Origin of the sequence: Roseovarius sp. (assembly GCF_965277045.1) — a bacterium.
Taxonomy (GTDB): domain Bacteria; phylum Pseudomonadota; class Alphaproteobacteria; order Rhodobacterales; family Rhodobacteraceae; genus Roseovarius.
Genome location: NZ_OZ255712.1, coordinates 2,424,938 through 2,449,806 on the forward strand (window position 1 = coordinate 2,424,938; position 24,869 = coordinate 2,449,806).

Annotated in this window: 19 protein-coding genes; 15 read left to right on the forward strand and 4 right to left on the reverse strand. The window is 65.4% G+C overall.

Going from position 1 to position 24,869, the window contains the following annotated elements:
* The first annotated feature begins 181 nt into the window (after positions 1-181).
* Positions 182-1,108 (forward strand): isoaspartyl peptidase/L-asparaginase family protein, encoded by a 927-nt coding sequence (locus ACQY4V_RS12175; RefSeq protein WP_428512037.1) that lies wholly within the window; start codon positions 182-184, stop codon positions 1,106-1,108.
* A 39-nt stretch (positions 1,109-1,147) separates the two neighbouring features.
* On the opposite strand, the gene ACQY4V_RS12180 is transcribed toward ACQY4V_RS12175, so the two are convergent.
* A complete protein-coding gene (locus tag ACQY4V_RS12180; RefSeq protein ID WP_428512039.1) occupies positions 1,148-2,287 on the reverse strand; it encodes an AI-2E family transporter in 1,140 nt (379 codons plus the stop codon).
* Positions 2,288-2,715: 428 nt separating this feature from the next.
* Here ACQY4V_RS12180 and ACQY4V_RS12185 point away from each other — a divergent pair, with 428 nt between their 5' ends.
* The gene (locus ACQY4V_RS12185) at positions 2,716-4,455 is read left to right on the forward strand and encodes an autotransporter assembly complex protein TamA (RefSeq protein ID WP_428512041.1); all 1,740 of its coding nucleotides are present in this window, start codon (positions 2,716-2,718) and stop codon (positions 4,453-4,455) included.
* Between the two features lie 26 nt (positions 4,456-4,481).
* Entirely contained in the window at positions 4,482-8,711 is a 4,230-nt protein-coding gene (locus ACQY4V_RS12190; RefSeq protein WP_428512043.1) for a translocation/assembly module TamB domain-containing protein, read from the forward strand.
* Here ACQY4V_RS12190 and ACQY4V_RS12195 read toward each other — a convergent pair.
* Positions 8,705-9,613 carry a LysR substrate-binding domain-containing protein gene (locus ACQY4V_RS12195; protein WP_428512045.1) on the reverse strand — a complete coding sequence of 303 codons (909 nt, stop codon included), beginning with the start codon at positions 9,611-9,613 and terminating at the stop codon, positions 8,705-8,707. The two genes, ACQY4V_RS12190 and ACQY4V_RS12195, sit on opposite strands and share 7 nt — an antisense overlap.
* 188 nt (positions 9,614-9,801) lie before the next feature.
* On the opposite strand from ACQY4V_RS12195, the gene katG reads away from it, so the two are divergent.
* The 4 genes from katG to ACQY4V_RS12215 all read left to right on the forward strand — a co-directional run bounded on the left by katG (position 9,802) and on the right by ACQY4V_RS12215 (position 14,458).
* A complete protein-coding gene (gene katG, locus ACQY4V_RS12200; protein WP_428512047.1) occupies positions 9,802-12,021 on the forward strand; it encodes a catalase/peroxidase HPI in 2,220 nt (739 codons plus the stop codon).
* Between the two features lie 153 nt (positions 12,022-12,174).
* A complete protein-coding gene (locus tag ACQY4V_RS12205; RefSeq protein WP_428512049.1) occupies positions 12,175-12,729 on the forward strand; it encodes a response regulator transcription factor in 555 nt (184 codons plus the stop codon).
* Between the two features lie 2 nt (positions 12,730-12,731).
* Entirely contained in the window at positions 12,732-13,133 is a 402-nt protein-coding gene (locus tag ACQY4V_RS12210) for a thiol-disulfide oxidoreductase DCC family protein (RefSeq protein WP_428512051.1), read from the forward strand.
* Positions 13,130-14,458: an ABC1 kinase family protein gene (locus ACQY4V_RS12215; RefSeq protein ID WP_428512053.1), complete on the forward strand. Its 1,329-nt coding sequence runs from the start codon at positions 13,130-13,132 to the stop codon at positions 14,456-14,458. Before ACQY4V_RS12210 ends, ACQY4V_RS12215 begins: the two co-directional genes overlap by 4 nt.
* On the opposite strand, the gene ACQY4V_RS12220 is transcribed toward ACQY4V_RS12215, so the two are convergent.
* Positions 14,455-14,601: a DUF2256 domain-containing protein gene (locus ACQY4V_RS12220; protein WP_428512055.1), complete on the reverse strand. Its 147-nt coding sequence runs from the start codon at positions 14,599-14,601 to the stop codon at positions 14,455-14,457. The genes ACQY4V_RS12215 and ACQY4V_RS12220 overlap by 4 nt on opposite strands.
* A 221-nt stretch (positions 14,602-14,822) precedes the next feature.
* Here ACQY4V_RS12220 and ACQY4V_RS12225 point away from each other — a divergent pair, with 221 nt between their 5' ends.
* The 3 genes from ACQY4V_RS12225 (at position 14,823) to ACQY4V_RS12235 (ending at position 18,434) form a co-directional block, all read left to right on the forward strand.
* Entirely contained in the window at positions 14,823-16,403 is a 1,581-nt protein-coding gene (locus ACQY4V_RS12225) for an ABC transporter substrate-binding protein (RefSeq protein ID WP_428512057.1), read from the forward strand.
* Positions 16,404-16,491: 88 nt separating this feature from the next.
* Complete coding sequence (locus tag ACQY4V_RS12230; protein WP_057796339.1) at positions 16,492-17,478, forward strand: ABC transporter permease; 987 nt, start codon at positions 16,492-16,494, stop codon at positions 17,476-17,478.
* Positions 17,478-18,434, forward strand: coding sequence for an ABC transporter permease (locus tag ACQY4V_RS12235; protein ID WP_428512060.1), 957 nt, complete (start codon positions 17,478-17,480; stop codon positions 18,432-18,434). Before ACQY4V_RS12230 ends, ACQY4V_RS12235 begins: the two co-directional genes overlap by 1 nt.
* A 41-nt stretch (positions 18,435-18,475) precedes the next feature.
* Here the strand turns inward: ACQY4V_RS12235 and ACQY4V_RS12240 are convergent, their stop codons facing one another.
* On the reverse strand, positions 18,476-18,649 hold the full coding sequence (locus tag ACQY4V_RS12240) for a hypothetical protein (RefSeq protein ID WP_428512062.1): 174 nt from the start codon (positions 18,647-18,649) through the stop codon (positions 18,476-18,478).
* A 191-nt stretch (positions 18,650-18,840) separates the two neighbouring features.
* Between ACQY4V_RS12240 and ACQY4V_RS12245 the strand changes: the two genes are divergently transcribed.
* The 5 genes from ACQY4V_RS12245 (at position 18,841) to ACQY4V_RS12265 (ending at position 24,846) form a co-directional block, all read left to right on the forward strand.
* Positions 18,841-19,836: an ABC transporter ATP-binding protein gene (locus ACQY4V_RS12245; protein WP_428512064.1), complete on the forward strand. Its 996-nt coding sequence runs from the start codon at positions 18,841-18,843 to the stop codon at positions 19,834-19,836.
* Positions 19,833-20,798, forward strand: coding sequence for an ABC transporter ATP-binding protein (locus ACQY4V_RS12250; RefSeq protein WP_428512066.1), 966 nt, complete (start codon positions 19,833-19,835; stop codon positions 20,796-20,798). The genes ACQY4V_RS12245 and ACQY4V_RS12250 overlap by 4 nt, the downstream gene beginning before the upstream one ends.
* 196 nt (positions 20,799-20,994) lie before the next feature.
* Positions 20,995-22,095: a TRAP transporter substrate-binding protein DctP gene (dctP, locus tag ACQY4V_RS12255; protein WP_057796347.1), complete on the forward strand. Its 1,101-nt coding sequence runs from the start codon at positions 20,995-20,997 to the stop codon at positions 22,093-22,095.
* 79 nt (positions 22,096-22,174) lie between these two features.
* The gene (locus ACQY4V_RS12260; protein WP_428512068.1) at positions 22,175-23,485 is read left to right on the forward strand and encodes a TRAP transporter small permease subunit; all 1,311 of its coding nucleotides are present in this window, start codon (positions 22,175-22,177) and stop codon (positions 23,483-23,485) included.
* A 5-nt stretch (positions 23,486-23,490) separates the two neighbouring features.
* Positions 23,491-24,846, forward strand: a complete 1,356-nt coding sequence (locus ACQY4V_RS12265) for a TRAP transporter large permease (RefSeq protein ID WP_057796351.1) — start codon at positions 23,491-23,493, stop codon at positions 24,844-24,846.
* Positions 24,847-24,869 lie beyond the last annotated feature (23 nt).

The following is a 24,869-nucleotide window of genomic DNA, read 5'->3' on the forward strand; positions in this document are numbered from 1 at the left end:
TCCATCCATCGCTGGACTATTATCTATATGTTGTGGATGTTACCATCCCGTTCACAAGAATGTCACGTAACCCACAGTCCGCAACTGCAAAAGCGATCGCAACGTCACGATTCCCGCGCTATGTGGGATTCTTGGCAACCAAACCGCGCCAAAACGGCGCAAAAGATGGCAGGAACCAGACATGAGCGACGGATTCGCACTGGCAATTCACGGTGGTGCCGGGGTCCTGCCCCGGGCGGAGATGAGCGAAGAGCGTGAAGCGGCCTGTCACGCCGCCCTGGCGCGGGTGCTGACGGCCGGCGAGTCCGTGCTCGCAGCCGACGGCACGGCGCTTGACGCTGTCACCGCCGCGGTTCGCGCGCTCGAGGACGAGCCGCTTTTCAATGCGGGTCGCGGTGCGGTCTTCACCCGCGCCGGCACGCACGAGATGGACGCCGCCATCATGGACGGGCGCGACCGTCGCGCCGGGGCCGTGGCGGGCATCTGCGGCCCGCGAAACCCGGTCGACGCCGCCCGCGCCGTCATGGAGCGTACGTCGCATGTCCTCATGGCCGGCGACGGGGCGCTGACCGTCGCCCGCGAGGCCGGCCTGCCCTTCGAGGAGACAAGTTATTTCTTCACCCCGGAACGCTGGGACACGCTGCAGGAAACCCTGCGGATGGAGGCCGACGGCACGCTTGACGATGATCCGTCGCGCCGCCATGGCACGGTGGGCGCCGTGGCCCGCGACCGCGCGGGCAACCTTGCCGCCGCCACCTCGACCGGCGGGATGACGGCCAAAAGTGCCGGTCGCATCGGTGACAGCCCCCTGATCGGTGCCGGCACCTTCGCCGCCAACGACAGCTGCGCCGTTTCGGCGACCGGTGACGGCGAGGCTTTCATCCGCCTTTCCGTCGCGCACGAAATCGACGCGCGTATCCGGCTGGCAGGCCAAAACGTGACGGACGCCGCAGAGCAAGTGGTGATGAAGGACCTCGTCGCCATAGGCGGCTCGGGCGGCCTGATCGCCATCGGCGCGGATGGCAGCATCACCCTGCCGTTCAACTGCGAAGGCATGTATCGCGGTCAGAGCATCGAGGGCCAGGCCTCACAGACCTTTATCTACTAGGGCTGTTGCGGTCCGCGCTCTGCGACCGTCGCGCACGGGTCAGGTGCCCTTGCGGCTCTCGATTTCCTCGCTCAGCCTGTCCAGTTCCCGCTCGCCTTCCGGCAGCCCCTCGCGCGACAGCAGCACGGCCACCTTCCTCAGACCCGGCACATGGCTGCAAATGACCAGCATCATCACCATGATCGGCACCGACAGGAACATGCCGGGAATGCCCCAGACCGCGCCCCAGAAGGCCAGGCTGATAATGATCCCGAAGGACGACAACCGCAGCGCCCGGCCCATCAGCCACGGGTCGATGACATTGCCGTTCACGAACTGGATGATGCCGGTGATCACGAACAATCCCGCGGTCACGGACGCCTCTCCGGTTTCCACGTACCCCACCAGCGCCACCATTCCGGTTGCGATGATCGAGCCGATATTGGGAATGTAGTTCAGTATGCCCAGCGACAGGGCCAGCTCGATATCGAAGGCCAGCGCCACCAGGTACACCATCGCGCCCGTGATCACGCTGACCAGCGTCTTGATCAGTAGATAGTAATTCACGCGGTGGATGATCGATGTGAAGATCTTGTTGGCCCGTTCCGCCTGCGCCGGATCGCCGAAGAAGTTGGACATCTTGGTGCCGAACCAGATGCGCTCGGCAAACAGGAAGCCGAAGAACAGGATCACCAGCACCGTCCCCTGCATCAGGCCGCCCGCCTGCCCTGCCGCGGTCCGGACATAGCCGGACACCTCGACACTGTTGAGCGAATTCAGCACCGCGCGCTCCACATCCTCGCCCATCCACGCAAAGAGCGACGCAACAGCCGACGGCGCGCGTTCGGCATAGGACAACGTCGTGCCCAGAACGGTATTCAACTGCGCCAGCAGGATCGACGACAGGATCAGCAACGCGGTCGAGATCATCATCAGCGCCGCCAGCGACGCCAGCCAGTTGGGAATGCGGAACCGACCGATGCTCTGCCGCGCGATCAGGCGGATCACGTCCGACGTCAGCGTGAACAGAATCACGGCCACGGCAAGCGAGATCAGGATGAACCTGGCTTGCACCAGCAGGAAAAGAACGACGGCAAAGGCGATGATCACCAGCGCAACCGTCCGGACCTGCGAATATTTCGGCGTGTCCACCAACTGGCGCGTCAACGGCTCGAATTCCTTAAGGTTATCCGCTTTCATATTCCCTCTTCCACCGATGGGCAACGTCTCTGCGACACGCGGCCGTGCCTGCAACCGCCGTGCTGCAAGCCGCCCGAACACCGTTTCACGCGTCCTTGCGCCGACCTCCTCGCCCACGGCGGCCCCTCCGGCAAGAAAGCCCCCCGGCCTGCCGCCACGTCAACGGCAGTTCGGAAAATTTCCGCCGATACCCAATGCCCTGGCGCAAATGTGCTCTATAAATGAACTTCGCGGGTGGGAATATGCCCAAACCCGTTCTAGTCTCTTGCCTGATGGGGGAAGCGGTCTGGCGATCGACAGGTCCTGCGCGAACCTTTTCCCGTCTTCACTGACGTGGGGCCGAAACGGGCCCCGGAAATGGAGCTGCCCTGTTGTTGCCGTCTCGTAGCGTTACGCCTTGGATTGTGCTGGTTTGTCTAACTCTCGGCGTGCGTGCCGCCTTGGCCACCGAGGCCGCCGTCCAGGTTCGAGGTGCGCCTCAGGGCATCGCAGAGTATCTCAGCAGGTCGTCCCTCACGGTCGAGACCGCGAACTCCGAGGACGCCACAGCGCAAGACATTCTGGCGGCCGCCCGGGCCGACTATGCCCGCATGGTCGGCGCGCTCTACGACGCGGGATTTTACGGCGGTGTCGTCAGCATTCGCGTCGACGGCCGCGAGGCTTCCGACATCTCGCCCATCGCCGGCCCCAACCGCATCAATCGCGTCGACGTGATCGTTCAGCCCGGCCCGCCCTTCACGTTCTCGCGCGCCGCTATCGGCCCTGTGGCCCCCGAAACCGAACTTCCCGAGGGCTACGCGCGTGGACAGCCCGCCGCCGCCACGGTCATTTCGGACGCAGCCGAGGCCGGCGTCACCGGCTGGCGCGAGGCCGGCCACGCCAAGGTCGAACTCAGCGGCCAGTCGATCACCGCCGATCATCGCAATGCCACGCTCGCCAGTGACATCCGTCTTTCGCCGGGTCCGCGCCTGCGCTTCGGCGATCTGGTGATCACCCGCCCCAGCGCCGTGCGGGCCAACCGCATCCGTGCCATCGCCGGCCTGCCCTCGGGCAAGGTTTTCTCGCCGGAAGAACTCGAGGACGCCAGCCAGCGCCTGCGCCGCACCGGCGCCTTTCGCTCGGTCGTGCTGAACGAAGCCGCCGTGCCCAACCCCGACGGCACCCTCGACATCCAGGCCGAAGTGATCGACGCCAAGCCGCGTCGCATCGGCTTCGGCGCCGAAATCGCCTCGCTCGAAGGCTTGACGCTCAGCGGCTTCTGGCTCCACCGCAACCTACTGGGAGGCGCCGAACGCTTTCGGATCGAGGGCGAGGTCGGCGGCATCGGCGGCGACTCGGGCGGTATCGACTACCGCCTGTCTGCCCGGTTCGAACGTCCCGCAACCTTCACGCCCGACACCACGGCCTTTCTCGAAGCACGCATCGAGGAACTGGACGAAGAGGAATACCGCCAGACCACCTTCGAAATCGGCGGCGGTGTCTCGCACATCTTCTCCGACGAGCTGGAGGGCGAGCTTGGCATCGCTTACCAGTATGCCGAAATCGACGACGACCTCGGCTCGCGCACCAACGAACTATTGCTGCTCCCTGGCAAGCTGACCTTCGACAACCGCGACGACGCGCTCAACGCGACTGAAGGGGTCTATGTCGGGCTCGAAGCCACACCGTTTCTGGCGCTGGATGCAGGCGATCCCGCCTTCCGCCTCTACGCCGATGCGCGGACCTATGTGGGCTTCGGCGAAAACGATACGATCGTGCTGGCCGGGCGCACCCAGCTGGGTTCGGTGACCGGCGCATCGCTGCTCGACGTACCACCCGACATGCTGTTCTTCTCCGGCGGGTCCAACACCGTGCGCGGCCAGCCCTATCAATCCCTTGGCGTGGATCTCGGCGGCGGCAACACCAGTGGCGGGCGGTCGTTCCTCGCCGTGTCGGGCGAGTTGCGCGCCCGCGTCGCCGACAGCTGGCAGGTGGTGGGCTTTGCCGACACAGGCTACGTGGGCCGCGACAGCTTCGGCTCCGGCACCGGCGACTGGCACTCCGGCGCGGGCTTCGGCGTGCGCTACGATACCGGCATCGGCCCGATCCGCTTTGACGTGGCCACCCCGCTCGACGGGGACGCGGGCCAGGATTACGAGTTCTATATTGGTATTGGTCAGGCATTCTGATGCGCGCTCTGCTCTCTCTTCTTTTCATGGTCCTCACGCTTGGCCTGGCCGCACCCGCTCTGGCACAGGATCAGGCCGAAGAGGACAAATCCTTCATCGAGGACTGGCTGCAGGATAATCTCTCCGGCGCCGGCCGCGACGTAACCGTCACCGGATTTCGCGGCGCGCTGTCGTCCAATGCCACGCTCGAGTCGCTGACCATCGCCGACGAGGACGGCGTCTGGCTGACCCTTCGCGATGCCTCGCTCGTGTGGTCCCGGTCCGCCTTGCTGCGCGGCCGGCTCGAGGTCGACGAACTGACCGCCGCCGAAGTCATCCTCGAACGTCTGCCCTCGGGTGGCGAATCCGTCAGCACCGACGACGCCGAGGCGACCCAGTTCGCCCTGCCCGAATTGCCGGTCTCGGTGAATGTCGAACTGGTTCAGATCGAGACGGTCGAACTCGGCGAGTCCGTTCTCGGCGAACCGGCTCAGCTGTCGCTGGAAGGCAGCGTCAACCTTGCCGACGGGCAAGGCGCCGCAAACCTCGCCATCCAGCGACTGGATCGTGAAGACAGCCTTACCTTCGAAGGCTCCTTCGAGAACGAAAGCCGCGTCCTCGCCCTCGATCTCGATTTTCAGGAAGGCCCCGAAGGCATCGTCTCCACCCTGCTGGGCATTCCCGATACGCCTGCCCTGCGCCTGCAGGTGGCCGGCGACGCTCCGCTGTCGGATTTCTCGGCCCGCATCCTGCTCAGCTCTGACGGACAAGAACGCTTCGGCGGCACGGTCAATGTCGGCGCCATCGACGGCGACGACACCCAGGGCTACACCTTCGCCGCCGACCTCGACGGCGACCTGCGCCCGCTCTTCGAAGAGCAGTTCCAGCCGTTCTTCGGCGAGGCCACGGCGCTTGCCGTTTCCGGCCAGTCGCAGTCCAGCGGACGTCTCGTGCTCGACGAGCTTTCCATCCGGTCCGAGGCGCTCGAGCTTCAGGGTAACCTCGCCCTCTCCGCATCGGGATGGCCCGAAACCCTGCAATTGCAGGGCCGCATCGGCAGCGACGACGGTGAGGTAGTCCGCCTGCCCGTGTCCGGCGCGCCCACCACCCTTCAGAACGCCCGGCTCAACGCCAGCTTCGACGCTGCCCAGGACGATGCTTGGCGGGCCGAGGTCCAGATTGTCGATCTGCTGCAAGACGGGCTGAGCGTGGATCGCGCCACGCTCTCGGGGACGGGCCGGATCACCGACGCCCCGGACAGGTCCTTTTCCGGCGACCTGAGTTTCAACGCCGAAGGCGTGGATCATTCCGATCCCGCATTGGCCGAGGCCATCGGCACCGCGCCCTCGGGCACGATGACCCTTGCGTGGCAACAGGACCAGCCGCTGGTCATCGAATCGCTCGACGTCGCAAGCGGCAACGTCACCCTCACCGCCGATGGTGAACTGGAAAGCCTCGAAGACGGCTTCCCCTTCACCGGCAGCGCCACGCTCAACGCCGCCGACCTCTCGCGTTTCGCCGCCATCTCGAACCAGGACATTTCCGGTGCCGCCAACGCAACGCTCGAAGGCACCGGCACGCTCCTGGGCGGCGCGTTCGACATCGAACTGGAGGCCGAAACCAATGACCTTGCCATCGGCCAGCCCCGCCTCGATCCCCTGATGACCGGACAGGGAACGCTAGCGCTCGCCGCGCGCCGCGACACCACCGGCACCGTGCTGGAACGCCTGACCATCCAGACACAGGCTCTCGCCGCCAACGCCTCGGGCCGGCTCGATTCCGATGACGGCCAACTCGATATCGAGGCCCGGCTGCAAAACGTGGCCCAGGTCGAGCCCACGCTCTCCGGCCCGGCCACCCTTACCACCTCGATCAACTGGAGCTCGGGCGACGCGCTTAACATCTCCGCTCTCGAAGCCACCCTGGCGGACGCCACGCTGACAGGCAGCGGCGCGGTCTTCCCCGAAGACCCCAACCTGCCTGCCGAGGGCAAGATCACGATGGCGGCGACGGACCTGTCGCGCTTTGCCCAACTCGCCGGCCGCGATCTGGACGGCGCCGCGACCGTAGTCCTCGAAGGCTCCGGCCGCATCCGTGGCGGCGCGTTCGACATCGTGCTCGACGCCGAAACCAACGACGTCGAAATCGGCGAGCCGCGTGTCGACGCTCTGATGGCCGGCGCGGGCACGCTGTCCGTCGCCGCGCAACGCGACACCGACGGCACCGTTCTGGACCGCTTCTCGGTGCGGACTCCTGCGCTCGAGGCCGACGCCTCGGGACGGCTTGATTCCGACGATGGCGAACTGACCGTAAAGGCCGCCATCGCCGAACTTGCCCGGATCGAGCCGCGCATGTCCGGCCCCGCCACCCTCGACGCCGCCGCGACCTGGGAAAAGGGCGGCGCCGTCACCATATCGCGTCTCGACGCCTCGGGCGCCGGAACGACGCTCTCGGCCACCGGCGCGTTCTTCCCCGAGGACACGCTGCTGCCGGTCGAAGGCCAGATGACCCTCAACGCCAGCGACCTGTCGCGCCTCGCGCCGCTCCTGAACCGTCCGCTGACCGGCAGCCTCGACATGACCCTCGAAGGATCGGGACAGGTTCGCGGCCGCACGCTCGACATCACCACCGATATCGACGGCTCGAACCTGCGCACCGGCATCGCCCAGCTCGACCAGCTGATCGCCGGCAGCATCGACGCGCGCGCCTCCGTCGCCCTGGGCGAGTCCGCGCCCGGCATCCGCTACATCGACATCCAGACACCCCGCGTGACCGTTGACGCCAAGGGCAGCGGCCCGGGCGCCCCGGTCAACCTGTCGGCAAGACTTGCTGACCTTGGCATCTTTGTCCCCGAATTCCCCGGCGCGGTCTCGGCCAACGGCACGGTCACCATCGTCGACCGGACCGGCGAACAGATCCGCCTGTCGCTCGACGCGTCCGGCCCGGGCGGTACCAATGCCCGCGTCAACGGGTCGATCAACGGATACGGCAACAGCCTCGACATCGACGTCAACGGCTCCGCGCCCCTGGCACTGGCCAACCCGTTTCTTGCGCCACGTTCCATCACAGGCCTCGCCAACTTCGACCTCAGCGTCACCGGCCCGCCCGCCCTGAGTTCCCTGTCGGGTGTAATCAACGTCTCGAACGGCCGGCTCGCCCTGCCGAGCCTCTCGACCGCCATCACCGGCATCGGCGGCGACGTGCGCCTCGCCTCGGGCCGGGCCGAGACCGACATCACAGCCTCCATGGGCACTGGCGGCAATTTCCGCGTGCGCGGCCCGATCACCCTGTCCGCCCCTTTCAACGCCAATCTCGAAGCCGCGCTCAACGATCTTGTCGTCACCGACCCCGACCTCTACAGCACCACCCTGTCGGGCCAGGTCGGCATCAACGGCCCGCTCACCGGCGGCGCGGCCATTGCCGGCATAGTCAACCTGGGCCGCACCGAACTGCGGGTGCCCTCGGGCAGCGGTACGCGCTCGCCGGGCGACATCCCCGAGATCACGCATATCGGCGAGCCCGCCGCCGTGCGCCAGACCCGGACCCGCGCCGGCATCATCGGCCAGGAACGTGGCGGCACGCCCGTGGCCTTTCCGCTCGACCTCGTGATCAACGCCCCCAACCGCATCTTCGTGCGCGGGCGCGGCCTCGACGCCGAACTGGGCGGCCGCGTCCGCCTTCAGGGGACCACGGCCGATGTCGTTCCCAGCGGCCTCTTCGAGCTCATTCGCGGACGGCTCGACATTCTCGGCCGCCGCCTCGAGCTGACGGAAGGGGTCATCGACCTGCGCGGCGCGCTCGACCCCTACCTGCGCTTCGTGGCCGAAACGGAAAATGACGGCATCCTGGTGCGCACCATCATCGAGGGGCTGGCCAGTTCGCCCTCCGTCACCTTCGAATCCGTCCCCGACCTGCCCCAGGACGAGGCCGTCGCGCGCCTGCTCTTCGGACGCGGGCTCGACGACATATCGGCCTTCCAGGCGGCCCAGCTTGTCGCCGCCGCCGCCACCCTGTCGGGCCAGCGCTCGGGCGGTCTGGACATTCGTGGCGCGCTCGGCCTCAGCGATCTCGACGTATCGACCTCCGAGGACGGCGCGACGCAGGTCACCGCCGGCGCCTACCTGTCGGAAAACCTCTATTCCGAGGTCACCGCCGACAGCGAAGGCAACCAGGAGATCAACCTGAACCTCGACATCGGTCGGAACGTGACGGTCAAGGGCTCGACCAGTACCACCGGCAATACCGGCGTCGGCATCTTCTTCGAAAAGGACTACTGAACCGCCTCGGGCGGTTCGGACGCCCCCGGCGCCAGCAAGTCCGCAATGGCCCGGAACCGGTCGGCCAGCGGGCTGGTCCTGCGCCACACCATGCCGACCCGCCGCGTCGGCTGCGGGTCGCGGAACCGCGCCACCGACACCGGGGCCGACCGGGTTTCCACCGGCACCGCCATTTCCGGGATCAGGGTGATGCCCATGCCCGCGCCCACCATCTGAACCAGCGTCGACAGCGACGTGCCTTCCAGACCGTCGCGCGGCCCGCCGCCCGGAATGTTGCAAAAGGCCAGCGCCTGGTCGCGGAAACAATGCCCCTCTTCCAGCAGCAACAGCCGCCGCGTGTGCAGCTCTGTCACCTCCGGCACCGGCGCCTCCGCCTCGGCCTCTGGCCGCACCAGCATCATCGGCTCCTCGAAGATCGCGCATTCCTCCAGCGACCGCTCCGACACCGGCAGCGCCACGATCGCCAGGTCCAGCCCGCCCTCGCCAAGTTCCGCAATCAGGCGCGGCGTGATGCTCTCGCGCACCTGCACGTCCAAGTCGGGAAATTCCGCGCCCAGCCGCGTCAGGAATCGTGGCAAAAGGTACGGCGCAATCGTCGGGATGACCCCCAGCCGCAGCCGCCCGCTCAGCCCCTCCTGCGCCTTGCGCGCAAGGTCCGACAGCTCATCGACCGACCGCAGGATCTCGCGCACACGCTCGGCGAACTCTGCGCCGAATCCGGTCAGCCGCACCTCGCGCGTGGTACGCTCGAACAGTGCCGCGCCTGCCGAAGCCTCCAGCGCCTTGATCTGCACCGACAGCGCCGGCTGGGTCACCGCGCAGATCTCGGCAGCCTGCCCGAAATGGCCGACCCGGGCCAGTACCTCGAAATAGCGCAACTGTTTCAGCGACAGGTTTTTCATAATAAATATTTATCAATCCAATCAATAAATGCAACTTATTCTCATTGAATTGCCTTGCTATGGTCTGCCCGGAGGAGCGATTCCCGCGTTGCATCGCGCGCGGCAATGCTTACGTCTTCTCACGAAGCAATCGGCCCGGATCACGCGCATCCGGGCAACGTCAGACAGCAAACCCTGGGAGAGACTCTATGGACGGCAACGATCTCGAAAATTCCGGCAAATGCCCGGTCATGCATGGTGCGACGCGGTTCAGCGTCCAGTCCAACCGCGATTGGTGGCCGAACCAGCTGAACCTCAAGATCCTGCATCAGAACACCCCTGAATCCGATCCCATGGGTCCGGACTTCAGCTATGCCGAAGCCTTCAAGGGCCTCGACATGGACGCGCTCAAGAAAGACCTGCACGCCCTGATGACCGACAGCCAGGACTGGTGGCCCGCCGACTATGGCCACTACGGCGGGTTCTTCATCCGCATGGCATGGCACTCGGCCGGTACCTACCGCACGTCCGACGGCCGCGGCGGCTCGCGCTCGGGCACCCAGCGGTTTGCCCCGCTCAACAGCTGGCCCGACAACGGCAACCTCGACAAGGCCCGTCGCCTGCTCTGGCCGATCAAGCAGAAATACGGCAACGCCGTTTCCTGGGCCGACCTGATGATCCTCGCCGGCAACGTCGCCATCGAATCCATGGGCGGCCCGATCTTCGGCTTCGGCGGCGGTCGCAAGGACGTGTTCGAGCCCGAGGAAGACGTGTATTGGGGGTCGGAAAAAGAGTGGCTCGCCACCTCCGACAAGCCCAACAGCCGCTATTCCGGCGAGCGCAAGCTCGAAGACCCGCTTGCCGCCGTGCAGATGGGCCTGATCTACGTCAACCCCGAAGGCCCCGACGGCCAGCCCGATCCGCTGGCCTCGGCCCGCGACATCCGCGAAACCTTCTCGCGCATGGCGATGAACGATTATGAAACTGTCGCGCTCACCGCCGGCGGCCACACCTTCGGCAAGGCGCACGGCGCAGGCGACCCCTCACATGTGGGCAACGAACCCGAGGCCGGCGCGATGGAGGCCCAGGGCTTCGGCTGGCTCTCGACCTACGGCTCCGGCAAGGGCCGCGACGCCATCACCTCGGGCATCGAAGGCGCGTGGACGCCCAACCCCACAAAGTGGGACATGGGCTATTTCGACGTGCTCTTCGGCTACGAATGGGAATTGGTCAAAAGCCCCGCCGGCGCGTGGCAATGGCAGCCCAAGGATCAAAGGCCCGAGGACATGGCCCCCGATCCCGAGGACCCCTCGACCCGCAACCAGCACATCATGATGACCACCGCCGACATGGCGATGCGCATGGATCCCGAGTACGAGAAGATCTCGCGCCACTTCCATGCCAATCCCGACGAGTTCGCGGACGCCTTCGCCCGCGCGTGGTTCAAGCTGACCCACCGCGACATGGGCCCGCGCAACATGTATCTGGGCAACGAGGTACCCGACGAGGTGCTGATCTGGCAGGATCCGGTGCCCGAGGTCGATCACCCGCTGGTCGACGAGGCGGACGTGAAAACGCTCAAGGCCAAGATCCGCGATTCCGGTCTGTCGGTCTCTGAACTGGCCTATACCGCATGGTCCTCGGCCTCGACCTTCCGCGGCTCTGACATGCGCGGCGGTGCCAACGGTGCCCGCATTCGCCTGACCCCGCAAAAGGACTGGGAGGTCAACCAGCCCGAGCAGCTGACGAAGGTCCTGAAGGTGCTCGAAGGCATCAAGGCCGACTTCGACGCGTCGGCCTCCGGCGGCACGAAGATCTCGATGGCCGACCTCATCGTTCTGGCCGGCAACGCGGCTGTCGAAGCATCGGCCAAGGCGGGCGGTCATGAGGTCACCGTGCCCTTCGCCCCGGGCCGGACCGACGCCACCGACGAGATGACCGACGCCGAGTCCTTCGAGATCATGGAGCCGCAGGCTGACGGGTTCCGCAACTACCTCTCCGGCGACTTCACGGTTTCCGCCGAGGAACTGATGATCGACCGCGCGCATCTGCTCGGCCTGTCGGCTCCGCAGATGACCGTTCTGATCGGCGGGTTGCGGATGCTGGGCACCAACTACGGCGGCACCGCGCATGGCGTCTTTACCGACCGTCCGGGCACGCTCAGCAACGACTTCTTCGTCAACCTGATGGACATGGGCACCGTCTGGGAAGCCACCGATGACAAGGGCATGACCTTCGTCGGGAAGGACCGCAAGACCGGCGACAAGAAGTGGGACGCAACCCGTTGCGACCTCGTCTTCGGCTCCAACTCGCAGCTGCGCGCCCAGGCCGAGGTCTATGCCCAGGCCGACAATGGCGGCAAGTTCGTCAAGGACTTCGTCAAGGCATGGGCCAAGGTGATGGATGCAGACCGGGTGCAACCGGGCTAAGCCATTGCCAAAACGTGCAAAAACAGACGGCGCTCCGGGTTCCCCCGGGGCGCCGTCGGCATTTCGGGCCACGCCTTGCGCAAACTGTCGCACCCCGGCCCCGGCGGTCATCCAACCGCGCCGCCCGCACGTATCACGTGCAGAGAGGATGATATGAAACAGCTACCCAAAGACACCACGCTCCTGATCGTCGAGAATGACGACGTCTTCCGCGAGCAATTGTCCAAGGTCATGGCCAGCCGCGGCTTCGATCCGATCCCGGTCGGCACCGTGGCCGAGGCCGCTGCCGCGATCGAGGCCCGTCAGCCGGCCTTCGCCATCATCGACCTCCATCTCGGCCAAGGCTCCGGGCTCGAGGTGATCGAGATGCTCAAGAAACAGCGCAAGTCGGCCCGCGCCCTTGTCCTGACGGGCTATGGCGACACACCCACGGCGGTCGCCGCCGTGAAGCTCGGCGCGATCGACTATCTCGCCAAGCCCGCCGACGGCGACGAGATCGTAGATGCCCTGCTTGCCGCCGAAGGGGTCCAGCCCCCAGCACCGGAAAACCCGATTTCGCCCGAAGAGGCCAAGCGAGTGCACATCGAACGCTTCCTTGAACGCACCGACGGCAACATCACCAAGACCGCCGAGTTGCTGAACATGCACCGCCGCACCCTCCAGCGCATACTCAAACGCGCGCCCGATCTGGGCAAGGACGCGGGCTGACCGTGACGGGCGAAAACGATCCCCGACTGACGGTCTATTACGACGGCTCCTGCCCGCTCTGCCGTGCCGAGATCGGTTTTTACCGCAAACGCGACCGGGCAGGCCGCATCGCCTTCACCGATATCTCGCGCAGCGCCGACGATCCGGCACCCGACCTTGACCGCGAGGCCGCAATGGGCCGGTTCCACACCCGCCGCCCCGATGGCGCGCTCGTGTCCGGCGCCGCCGGCTTCTTTGAGGTCTGGAAGCGCCTTCCCGGCTGGCGCCACCTTGCCAGGCTGTCGCGCATCCCCGGCGTCGTGCCGGTGGCCGAACTGGCCTACCGCGCCTTCCTGCGGCTGCGCCCGGCGCTTGTCCGTCTCCTCGGCCCACGGCTGGAAGACCGCACCGAGGGGACGCGATGAACGATCAGAACCCGCCTGACCGCAAACGCGCCGCCCGCGTTCCAACCGGACGCTTCAACCGCATGGCACGGACCGGCGGTATGGCCACCGCACTGGCGGGCAACGTCGCAACCCGAGGCGGATGGGACCTGCTGCGCGGCCGCAAGCCCCGGCTCCAAGACCTGCTGATGACACCCTCCAACGTGACCCGCGTCGCAGATCATCTGGCCAACATGCGCGGCGCCGCCATGAAAGCGGGACAGCTTCTGTCGATGGAAACCGCCGACATGCTCCCGCCCGAGCTGGCCGACATCCTAGCCCGCCTGCGCGCCGACGCGCATTTCATGCCGCCCGCGCAGCTCAAGAAAGTGCTGGCCGCCAATTGGGGCCGCGACTTCCTGCGCCATTTCAAACGGTTCGACGTGCACCCCATCGCCGCGGCCTCCATCGGACAGGTGCACCGCGCCCAGACCCGCGATGGCCGCGACCTTGCGATCAAAGTGCAATACCCCGGCATCCGCGACAGCATCGACAGCGACATGCGCAACCTTGGCTTGATCCTGCGCCGCTCCGGCATGATGCCCGCCAGCTTCGACACCGACCGCCTGCTGACCGACGCCGCAGCGCAACTGCACGAGGAAACGGATTACACGCGCGAGGCCGCCGCCCTCACCCGTTTCCGCGCCCATCTTGCCGACGATAGCGATTTCATACTGCCCGAGGTCCAGCACGACCTCAGCACACGCGACATCCTCGCCATGACCTATGTCGAAGGCCAGAGCATCGACGCCGCCTCCGACATGGACAAGTCCACCCGCGACCGCATCGCCACGGCGCTCATCACGCTCACCTTGCGCGAACTGTTCGAGCTGCACGACATGCAGACCGACCCCAACTTCGCCAACTACCGCTATCAGCCCGACACGGGCCGGATCGTCCTGCTCGATTTCGGCGCGAGTCTGGAATTCGAGCCCGGGCGCGTGGGCAGCTACCGCGCCCTCTTCAACGCCGCGCTCGGCGGCGACGACGATGCGGCCTGGGATCCAATGATCGCCATCGGCCTCGTCGGCACCGACACATCCGCCACGGACCGCGCCCATATCCTGCGGCTCTTCGGGATCGCCGCCGAGCCTTTGCGCCAGGGAGGCACGCTCGATTTCGCCACCTGCGGTCTCTTGGCCCGTCTGCGCCGCGAAGGGCTGCTTCTGGCCGACGAGCAGGTCGATATCCACGCGCCGCCCACCGACACGCTCTTGCTGCAGCGCAAGGTTCTGGGCTGCTATCTGCTGGCCGAACGGCTTCGCGCCAGGGTCGACCTCGACCCGATCCTTGCCCGTTTCGCCTAATTTCCGCCCCGCGCCCGCTTGCAGCGTTCCGAGCAATAGCGCACCTCGTCCCAGACCTTCTCCCATTTCTTGCGCCAGGCGAAAGGCCGCCCGCAGGCCGCGCAAACCTTGGTCGGCAAATCCGATTTCCGCCGCATCTTCATGGTCTTCGCCGTTCCTCTTCCACCGGGCTCCCGCACGCCAAGGATAGCCCATATCGCCCGTGCGTCACCCCACATCCACGCCCGTCCTGCCGGTTTCGCCTTCCGTTTTTCACGTGACGTGAAGGCATCTTCCCATTCGTTTGCTTGCAGAGCCGGAACACTAAGTTATGTTTTCGGGATCAGCCCGAGGATCAACCCGGGCGATATCCAGGGAGATATTCATGAAAACCAAGACAGTCCTTGCCGCCGCTCTGCTCGCCACCACGGCGATGACCGGCGCCTCGGCCGAAACGCTGCGATGGGCCCGCGCGGGCGACTCGCTGACGCTCGACCCCCATGCCCAGAACGAAGGGCCGACCCACACGCTCTCGCACCAGATCTACGAGCCGCTGATCATCCGCGACCACTCGGGCGAGTTCCAGGCCGCTCTGGCGACCGACTGGGCACCCAAGGAAGGCGATCCGAACGTCTGGGTCTTCAACCTGCGCCAGGGCGTCACCTATCACGACGGCGCCGACTTCACCGCCGAGGACGTGGTGTTCTCGATCAACCGTGCCAAGTCCGAAACCTCCGCGATGAAGGAACTTCTGACCTCGATCAAAGAGGTGCGCGCCGTTGACGACCACACCGTCGAATTCGTCACCGACGGCCCCAACCCGATCCTTCCGGCCAATCTCACCAACCTCTTCATGATGGACAAGGGCTGGGCCGAGGAGAACGACGCCGTCGCCGTGCAGGACGTGGCGGGCGGCGAAACCACCTTCGCCTCGTCAAACACCAACGGCACCGGCGCCTTTACCCTGGTCAGCCGCGAACCCGACGTGAAGACCGTGCTGGAAGCCAACGAGAATTACTGGGGCAAGGACGAATTCCCCCTCGACGTGACCGAAATCGTCTACACCCCGATCCAGAACGCCGCCACCCGCGTGGCCGCCCTTCTCTCGGGCGAGGTCGACTTTATCCAGGACGTTCCCGTTCAGGACCTTGGCCGCGTCGGCGACACCGACGGCCTCGTGGTCAAGACCGCGCCGCAGAACCGGGTGATCTTCTTCGGCATGAACATGGGCGCGGACGATATCGAGAATGACGATGTCGATGGCGCCAACCCTCTGGCCGATGCCAAGGTGCGCAAGGCGATGTCCATGGCCATCAACCGCGACGCCATCAAGCAGGTCGTCATGCGCGACCAGTCCCAGCCCGCGGGCATGATCGCCCCGCCCTTCGTCAACGGCTGGAACGAGGAAATGGACAGCAGCGCCACCACCGACATCGAAGGCGCCAAGGCCCTGATGGAAGAGGCCGGCTATGGCGACGGCTTCAGCATCCAGCTCGACTGCCCGAATGACCGCTACGTCAATGACGAGGCGATCTGCCAGGCCGCCGTGGGGATGCTGGCGCAGATCGGGGTCACCGTGAACCTGGATGCCAAGCCCAAGGCACAGCACTTCCCGCTCATCGAAAACGGCGAGACGGATTTCTACATGCTGGGCTGGGGCGTTCCGACCTACGATTCGGAATATATCTTCAACTTCCTCGTCCACACCCGCGGCGACGAACGCGGCAGCTGGAACGGCACGGGCTATTCGAACCCCGATCTTGACGCCAAGATCGTCAGCCTTGCCTCCGAGACCGATCTGGAGGCGCGCAACGCCACGATCAACGAGATCTGGCAGGTGGTTCAGGAAGAACAGCTCTACATCCCGATCCACCACCAGGTGCTGAACTGGGGCATGACCGACGCGGTCGGCACCGAGGTCAGCCCCGAGGACGATCCCAAGTTCAAGTTCTTCGAGATGAACTAAGCCAATCGCGGGCGGCCTTCCGGGGCCGCCCGCCTGCCGTCACAGCCAGCAAAACAACCGCGCGTGACGACCGCTTCGGGGACGAAACATGCTAGCTTACATCATCCGGCGCGTGGCCCAGTCCGCGCTTGTGCTTCTCGTGGTGGGCCTCGTGGCCTTCGCCATGTTCCGCTTCGTCGGCGATCCGGTCGACAACATGCTGGGACAGGAACGCACCGTCGCCGATATCGAGCGGCTGCGTTCGGAACTCGGCCTCGACCAGAATTTCGTTGTCCAGTACTACAAGTTCCTGACCAACGCCGTTCAGGGCAATTTCGGCCTCAGCTACCGGCAGGGGCGCCCCGTCGCCGATATCCTGATCGAACGCCTGCCCGCCACGCTGGAACTGGCCTTCGTGTCGGGACTTCTGGCGCTGATCGGCGGGATCGGGCTTGGCATCTACACCGCGATCCGAAGGCGCGGGATTTCGGCCAATGTCATCATGACGCTGTCCCTGATCGGGGTCTCGCTGCCCACCTTCCTGATCGGCATCCTGCTGATCTACGTCTTCTCGGTCGAGCTTGGCTGGCTGCCCAGCTTCGGACGCGGCGAGGTCACCTGGGTCAACGGCTGGTCCACCGGGTTTCTTACGAAATCGGGCCTTCAGGCACTGATCCTGCCGGCCATCACACTGGGCCTCTACCAGATGACCCTGATCATGCGGCTGGTGCGGACCGAAATGCTGGAGGTGCTGCGCATGGACTATATCCGCTTCGCCCGCGCCCGCGGCATCCGCGAACGCGCCATCAACTTTCGCCACGCGCTGAAGAACACTCTGGTGCCCGTCATCACCATCACCGGGCTTCAGCTGGGCAGCATCATCGCCTTCGCCATCATCACCGAAACGGTGTTCCAGTGGCCCGGCGTCGGGCTCTTGTTCATCAACGCGATCCAGTTCGTCGATATCCCCGTCATGGCCGCCTACCTGATGATGATCTCTGTCATGTTCGTGGGCATCAACCTCATCGTCGACATGCTTTATTTTGCCATCGACCCGCGCCTGCGCGTGGACCGTAGCGCTGCAGGAGGCCACTGATGACCGATACCCCCGTCACACCCCCGGCGCCGAAAGTCCGCGACAGCCGCTTCCGCCGCATCTGGGAAAGCGATTTCATGTGGTCCTTCCGGCACGCGCCGGTGGCCATCGCCTCTTTCGCGGTCGTGCTGATCCTGATCCTGTCGGCCATCTTCGCGCCGCTCATCGCGCCGTTCGATCCGTTCAACCCCGCGTCGCTCAACCTGATGAACGGCTTCACCCCGCCGGGCGAGGCCAACGCCTTTACCGGCGACACCTTCATCCTGGGCACCGACGACCAGGGCCGCGACGTGTTCTCGACCATCCTTTACGGGATGCGCATCTCGCTCTTCGTGGGCTTCGCCGCCGTGTTCCTCGCCATGCTGATCGGCGTCACGCTGGGCCTGATCGCGGGCTACGTGGGCGGCTGGACCGAGACGATCATCATGCGCATCGCCGACGTGCAACTGACCTTCCCGGCGATCCTCGTCGCGATGCTGATCTTCGGCATAGCCAAGGGCATCACGCCCCCCGCCTATCGCGACCAGATGGCGCTCTGGGTGCTGATCCTGGCCATCGGTCTTTCCGACTGGGTGCAATTCGCCCGCGTGGTGCGTGGCACGACGCTGGTGGAGAAAAACAAGGAATACGTCCAGGCCGCCCGCCTGATCGGCCGCTCGCCCTTCATCATCATGCTCAAGCATATCCTGCCCAACGTGCTGAACCCGGTGCTGGTCATCGCCACGATTTCGCTGGCGCTCGCCATCATCGCCGAGGCCACGCTGTCGTTCCTCGGTGTCGGCGCCCCGCCCACGAAACCCTCGCTCGGCACGCTCATCCGCATCGGGCAGGAGTTCATGTTCTCGGGCGAATGGTGGATCCTGCTCTTCCCCGCCGGCACGCTCCTGGCGCTGGCGCTCTCGATCAACCTGCTGGGCGACTGGCTGCGCGACGCGTTGAACCCGAGGCTCAGATGACCGCAGCGCAGTTCCCGATCATTTCAAAACCCGGTAGGCGCTCAGCCCTCGGTGCTGCCCGTGTTGCGCGCGTCGGTGCACCAGCGGTCCTCGACGATGTGCCACTCGACATCGCCATCGGTCGCGTGGATCGTCACTTTCGCCTGTTCCGAGGTCACCACCTCGGGCCCGATCATCGTCAGGAACAGTGCGAAGGCTTCGCTGGTCAGGCACATGGGCACTCTCCTGTTTCTGCGTCGTTGCCCTCTCTGGCACGGGCCTCGCGCGGTTCATCCCGGCGTCGCCCCGTGGCGTTTCACCATCATGCAGGCGCGCCGCATGACCATTCCTTAAGATACAGCACGCTCTCCTCCTGTCCCGAAAAACATGGACACATGCCCGTGAGACAGCCGAAAGACGCAACCGCATGACAGACACCCCCGTCCTCTCCGTTCGCGACCTGACCGTGGAAATCCCCACGCGCCATGGCATCCTGCGCCCCGTCGACCAGGTCAGCTACGATATCCGCGCGGGCGAAATCCTGGGCGTAGTGGGCGAATCCGGCGCCGGCAAATCCATGACCGGCAACGCCGTCATCGGCCTTCTGGATCCGCCCGCTCGCATCACCGGCGGCGAGGTCCTGCTGAAGGGCGAACCCATCCATGACATCCCGCGCAGCAAGCTGCGCCGCCTACGGGGCAAGCATATGGGCATGATCTTTCAGGACCCGCTGACGTCGCTCAACCCGCTTCTGACCATCGGCGACCAGCTGACCGAGACCATCACCGAACACCTGAACGTTGGTCAGGACGAGGCCCGCAAACGCGCCATCGCGGCGCTGGACGAGGTCGGCATCCCCGCCGCCTCCGCCCGCATCGGCAGCTACCCGCACGAGTTCTCCGGCGGCATGCGCCAGCGCGTCGTCATCGCCCTCGCCCTCTGCGCCGAGCCCGAACTGGTCATCGCCGACGAGCCCACCACCGCGCTCGACGTCTCGGTCCAGGCCCAGATCGTGGCGCTGCTGAAACGCCTCTGTCGCGAACGCGGCGTCGCCGTCATGCTGGTCACCCACGACATGGGCGTGATCGCCGAGGCCGCCGACCGCGTCGCCGTGATGTATGCCGGCCGCCTGGCCGAGCTTGGCCCGGTGCGCGAGGTCATCACCAACGCCCGCCACCCGTATACCGCGGGCCTCATGGCCTCGACCCCGCTGGCCAGCGTCGGCCAGAAGCGCCTGAAACAGATCCCCGGCGCGATGCCTCGCCTGGGCGCCCTGCCCGACGGCTGCGCCTTTCACCCGCGCTGCGAATACGCGCAGGACAAATGCCGCCGCGATCCCGGCCCCAGCCTTGAGGCGTGCGACGGCCGCGCCGCCTGCTGGTTCCCGCTCGGCACCACGCAAAAGGAGGACACCGTCGCATGAGCGCCCTGATCTCCATCCGCAACCTCACCCGCCGCTTCGACGTCTCGAAACCATGGCTGAACCGGGTGATCGAACGGTTGAACAAGGCCTATCTGACCGCCGTCTCGGACGTGTCCTTCGATATCGAGGAAAACAGCGTCTACGCTCTCGTCGGCGAAAGCGGCTCGGGCAAGTCCACCATCGGCAAGATCGTCGTCGGCCTCACGCCGCCCTCCGAGGGCAGCGTCCAGATCAATGGCACCGATCTGGCGACCGAGACCGACGCCGCCAAGATCGAGGCGGTGCGCGACGAGATCCAGATGATCTTTCAGGACCCCTACGCCTCGCTCAACCCTCGCTGGCGGGTGCGCGACATCATCGCCGAGCCCGTCGCTGCCAAGGGTGGCGACACCTCAGGACTGGCCGAGCGCCTGCTGGAACAGGTGGGGCTTTCGGCGGCCGACGCCTCCAAGTACCCGCACGAGTTTTCCGGCGGCCAGCGCCAGCGGATCTGCATCGCCCGCGCGCTGGCCTCCGAGCCCAAGATCATCGTCTGCGACGAACCCACCTCCGCGCTCGACGTCTCGGTGCAAAGCCAGGTTCTCAACCTCATGTCCGACCTGCGCGAGGAATTCGGCCTCACCTACCTCTTCATCAGCCACGACCTGACCGTGGTGCGCCACATGGCCGACCGGATCGGCGTGCTCTACCTGGGCCGGTTGGTCGAAGAGGCGCCCCGCGACGCGCTCTTCACCGACCCCAAGCATCCCTACACCCAGATGCTCTTCGACGCCGCCCCGCGGATGGATGCCTTCGGGCGCGAGGTCGAGCCGCCCAAGGGCGAGATTCCCGACGCGATCAACCCGCCCTCGGGCTGCGCCTTTCACCCGCGCTGCCCCATCGCCATCGACAGATGCAGCAAGGAGCGCCCTGAAATGCGCCTTCTGGGCCAGACCCGCGTCGCCTGCCACCGCGCGGAATAGGCCGTATCGCGTCGCTTCAGGCAAGGCTATGAAACCGCGTGTCGGGCGCGCCAGGCCGGCCTTTTGATCAGGGCGGCCGGGACTTAGGTATTACCACATATTGGAAATATCACTTTACCAATTTGCCGGTTTGCCATTACGCTCGGACGCGTCGGAAACCTGAAAATACAGGACCGGCACGAATGGGAGGAAACACATGACCAACAAACTGACCACGCGGCGCAACGCGCTGCGCACCATTGCCGGTGCGGGAGCCGCCACGCTCGCCGCACCGCATATCGCCGGGGCGCAGGCCAACGGCACCACATGGAAAATCCAGACAAGCTGGCCCGGCGGCGCCGGTCTGCAGATCTTCAAGGACTGGTGCGGCACCATCGCCGAAAAGACCGGCGGCGAGCTGACGTTCCAGCCCTTCGGCGCCAACGACGTCGTCGGCGATTTCCAGCTTTACGACGCGGTGAAGAACGGCGTTCTGGAAGCGGTGAACCCCTTCACCATCTACGCCCAGGGCATCATCCCGGCGGCCACGTTCCTGACGTCCATCCCGCTCGGCATGCGCAACCCGCATGAATTCGACGTGTTCTATTACGGCCTGGGTGGCCTCGACATCGCGCGCGAGCTGTACGCCGCGCAGGGCCTCTATTTCGTCGGCCCCGTCCACCACGGCCCGAACATCATCCACTCCAAGGTGCCGATCCGCTCGATCGACGACTTTGCAGGCCGCAAGATGCGCCTACCGGGTGGCATGGTCGCCGAGATCTTCAACGAGATCGGCGCCGAAACCACCGTTCTGCCCGGCTCGGAAATCTTCCCGGCGCTGGAAAAGGGCACCATCGACGTGGCCGACTACGTGGGCCCCGCCGTGAACTACGCGCTCGGCTTCAGCCAGGTCACCGACTATATCGTCATGGGCCCTCCGGGCTTCATGTCGCTCTATCAGCCGGTCGACACCATGGACATCACCGTGGGCATGGACGCGTGGGAGGCCCTGTCGCCCGAGATGAAGCAATTCGTCGAGATGGAAACCCATGTTTACTCCGACATGCACCACGCCGCGATCCAGGCCGCCGACCAGGAAGCCTGGGAAAAGTTCGAGGCCGACGGCACCGAGGTCACCCGCCTTTCACAAGACGACGTGGCCCTGATGACCGAGGTCGCCGTGCCGATCTGGTTCGACTACGCCAATCGCGACCCGCAAGCCGCGCGTGTCTTCAAGATTCAGCTTGATTACATGCAGTCCGGCTCGCTTGGTTACGTGGACCCGGCCCTGACCGACGGACTCGAGCTCAAGCTCTGATCTCTCGACCGATCCGCCGCCCGGGTGTCGCATACGCCCGGGCGGCATTTTTCAACGCCTTAAACGAGTGAGGACCGCAATGCCGGGGCTCAGCTTCACGCTGCCGCATTGGCTGTACTGGGTGGGACTGATCGTCTTTCCCATCATCGCGATGATCCTGTCGCGCCGACCACAGCCCGAAGAAAAACGCTATACCCTGCCGCTGGCCTACATGATCGCCGTCACCGGCGGCATCCTCGGCCTGCACCGCTTTTACCTCAAAAGCCTGTGGGGCCTGGTCTTCATTCCGATCTTTCTGTTCATCCTCTACGCCAACGCGCAGACGCAGGACGCCCGCACCATCCTGTCGGGCTTTGACAACGACCTGCGCGTGGCCCAGCGGGTGATCGACCGCGAACAGGGCCGAGTCGAAGAGGCCCGCGCCGATCTGCCCGACCTTCAGGCCGCCTATGACGAGGCGGAGGAAGGCAGCTTTACCCAACGCGCCGCCGAACGCCGCCTGAATCGGGCGAAAGACACGCTCGATAGCGGCGCCGCCCGCCTTGAACAGGCGCAGGCCACGCTGGAAGAGATCCGCCCGCAACAGATCGAGGCGTTCCGCACCCGCGCCTGGTGGGACAACGCCGCAGGCTATGCGTTCTACGCCATCCTCGCCCTTCTGGCGATCGACGTTCTGCTGATGCCCATGCTGGTGCGCCGCGCCAATGAAAAGATTCCGCCAGAGGAGGTGTCCGAGACCGAAAAGGCCCTCGCCGCACACGAGGCGGAGGAAAGCCCAAAGCATGACAGCGACTATGCCGAGAACTGGATCGACCGCCTGTCGCTCTTCTGCGGGGAATTCGTGGCCTACTGGGCCGTCATCGCCGTCTTCGTCTATTATTACGAGGTGCTGGCCCGCTACGTCTTCGGCTCGCCCACGAACTGGGCGCACGAGGCGATGTACCTGATGTTCGGGATGCAATACCTGATCTCGGGCGCCTACGCGATGCTGACGGAAACCCACGTGCGCGTGGACATCTTCTATGCGCCGATGCGGAAAAAGAACAAGGCGTGGGTCGACCTGCTGACCTCGATCTTCTTCTTCATCTTCGCGGGCACCCTGCTGGTCACCTCGTGGATCTTCGCCATGGACGCCATCGCGGTGCCGTCGGGCAACGCGGTCGTCTCCGACTGGGCGCGCGGCCAGATCACCTTTGGCGAGATGGTCTCGGGCTTCGGCCTCGACCAATGGACCAACCCCAACATCCGCTGGGGCGAGATCAGCTTCAACGAATGGGAAGTGCCGCTTTGGCCGATGAAGTGGGTCATGGTGATGGGCGGGCTGCTGCTTGTCCTGCAAGGCATCTCGAAACTGTCGAAAGACATCCGTGAAATCGCACGGGGGAACTGAGGCTCATGGGTATTGAAATCGACATCGCGTGGCTCACGCTCATCATGTTCGGCAGCCTTCTGGCGCTGCTCATGGCGGGCCTGCCACTGGCCTTCGTCACCGGCGGTCTGGCCTGCGTGTTCCTGTTCATCCTCGGCGATGAACGCGCGCTCAACATCGTGCCAAGCCGCATCTTCCCGCTGATGACCAACTATCAGCTCTCGGCGATCCCGCTCTTCATCTTCATGGCCGCGATGCTGGAAAGGGCAGGCATCATCAACGACATGTTCGACGTGATCTACAAGGTCATGGGCGGGCTCAAGGGCGGGCTGGCCGCGGCCACCATCATCGCTTCGACGATCCTGGCCGCCATGGTCGGCGTCATCGGCGCGGCGGTGGTCACCATGGGCATCATCGCCCTGCCGGCGATGCTGAAACGGCACTACGACCCCAAGATCGCCATGGGCTCGATCATGGCCGGCGGCACACTGGGCATCCTGATTCCGCCCTCGATCCTTGCCATCATCTACGCCGTGGTGGCCGAGCAATCGGTGGGCGAGCTGTTCATCGGCGCGGTCATTCCCGGCCTGATGCTGTCGGGCATGTATATCGCCTATGTAGTCATGCGCAGCTACATCAACCCCGCGCTCGGCCCCGCCATCCCGGTCGAGGAGCGCGTGTCGAACCGCGAAAAGGTCCAGCTGATCGGCAAGATGGCGGCACCCATCACGCTTGTCGCCGTGGTGCTCGGCATCATCTTTTCGGGCGTCGCCACGCCGGTCGAGGCCGCGGGCATCGGCACCTTCGGGGCCTTCATCGTGGCCGCCATCCACCGCAAGCTCGACTGGCCCACCATCCGCGAGGCCTGCACCACCACGCTCAAGGCCTCGGCCATGGTGATATGGATCATGTTCGGCGCCACGATCTTCGTCGGCCTTTACGTTCTGGAGGGTGGGCAGCAATTCGTGCAGGACGCGCTGGCTGCGACCGGCCTTGGCCCCTGGGGCATCCTGATCCTGATGCAGATCCTTCTGGTGATCCTCGGCATGTTCCTCGACTGGGTCGGCATCCTGCTCCTTTGCGTGCCGATCTTCGTGCCGATCATCAAGGCGCTTGGCGCGGCCGCCTTCGGCCTTTCCAGCCCCGAGGACCTGGTGCTGTGGTTCGGCGTGCTCTACCTGGTGAACATGCAGATGAGCTTCCTGTCGCCGCCTTTCGGCTACGCGCTGTTTTACCTGCGCGGGGTGGCGCCGCCGGAAATCCCGATGTCGGACATCTTCAAGTCGGCCCTGCCCTTTTTGTTCCTGCAAATCGTCGGGCTGGTGCTCTGCATGGTCTTCCCGCAGATCATCACCTGGCTGCCACGTCTGATCTACGGTTGATCGCGAAACGGTCCCTGCCCGCC

What these genes read in the sequence shown, in the direction of transcription:
- ACQY4V_RS12235 (WP_428512060.1), top strand. Translation starts at nt 17,478, where the DNA reads ATGACCGATACCCCCGTCACACCCCCGGCGCCGAAAGTCCGCGACAGC.
- ACQY4V_RS12180 (WP_428512039.1), bottom strand. Translation starts at nt 2,287, where the DNA reads ATGAAAGCGGATAACCTTAAGGAATTCGAGCCGTTGACGCGCCAGTTG.
- ACQY4V_RS12215 (WP_428512053.1), top strand. Translation starts at nt 13,130, where the DNA reads ATGAACGATCAGAACCCGCCTGACCGCAAACGCGCCGCCCGCGTTCCA.
- ACQY4V_RS12265 (WP_057796351.1), top strand. Translation starts at nt 23,491, where the DNA reads ATGGGTATTGAAATCGACATCGCGTGGCTCACGCTCATCATGTTCGGC.
- ACQY4V_RS12245 (WP_428512064.1), top strand. Translation starts at nt 18,841, where the DNA reads ATGACAGACACCCCCGTCCTCTCCGTTCGCGACCTGACCGTGGAAATC.
- dctP (WP_057796347.1), top strand. Translation starts at nt 20,995, where the DNA reads ATGACCAACAAACTGACCACGCGGCGCAACGCGCTGCGCACCATTGCC.
- ACQY4V_RS12260 (WP_428512068.1), top strand. Translation starts at nt 22,175, where the DNA reads ATGCCGGGGCTCAGCTTCACGCTGCCGCATTGGCTGTACTGGGTGGGA.
- ACQY4V_RS12205 (WP_428512049.1), top strand. Translation starts at nt 12,175, where the DNA reads ATGAAACAGCTACCCAAAGACACCACGCTCCTGATCGTCGAGAATGAC.
- ACQY4V_RS12220 (WP_428512055.1), bottom strand. Translation starts at nt 14,601, where the DNA reads ATGAAGATGCGGCGGAAATCGGATTTGCCGACCAAGGTTTGCGCGGCC.
- katG (WP_428512047.1), top strand. Translation starts at nt 9,802, where the DNA reads ATGGACGGCAACGATCTCGAAAATTCCGGCAAATGCCCGGTCATGCAT.
- ACQY4V_RS12190 (WP_428512043.1), top strand. Translation starts at nt 4,482, where the DNA reads ATGGTCCTCACGCTTGGCCTGGCCGCACCCGCTCTGGCACAGGATCAG.
- ACQY4V_RS12230 (WP_057796339.1), top strand. Translation starts at nt 16,492, where the DNA reads ATGCTAGCTTACATCATCCGGCGCGTGGCCCAGTCCGCGCTTGTGCTT.
- ACQY4V_RS12250 (WP_428512066.1), top strand. Translation starts at nt 19,833, where the DNA reads ATGAGCGCCCTGATCTCCATCCGCAACCTCACCCGCCGCTTCGACGTC.
- ACQY4V_RS12240 (WP_428512062.1), bottom strand. Translation starts at nt 18,649, where the DNA reads ATGTGCCTGACCAGCGAAGCCTTCGCACTGTTCCTGACGATGATCGGG.
- ACQY4V_RS12195 (WP_428512045.1), bottom strand. Translation starts at nt 9,613, where the DNA reads ATGAAAAACCTGTCGCTGAAACAGTTGCGCTATTTCGAGGTACTGGCC.
- ACQY4V_RS12175 (WP_428512037.1), top strand. Translation starts at nt 182, where the DNA reads ATGAGCGACGGATTCGCACTGGCAATTCACGGTGGTGCCGGGGTCCTG.
- ACQY4V_RS12225 (WP_428512057.1), top strand. Translation starts at nt 14,823, where the DNA reads ATGAAAACCAAGACAGTCCTTGCCGCCGCTCTGCTCGCCACCACGGCG.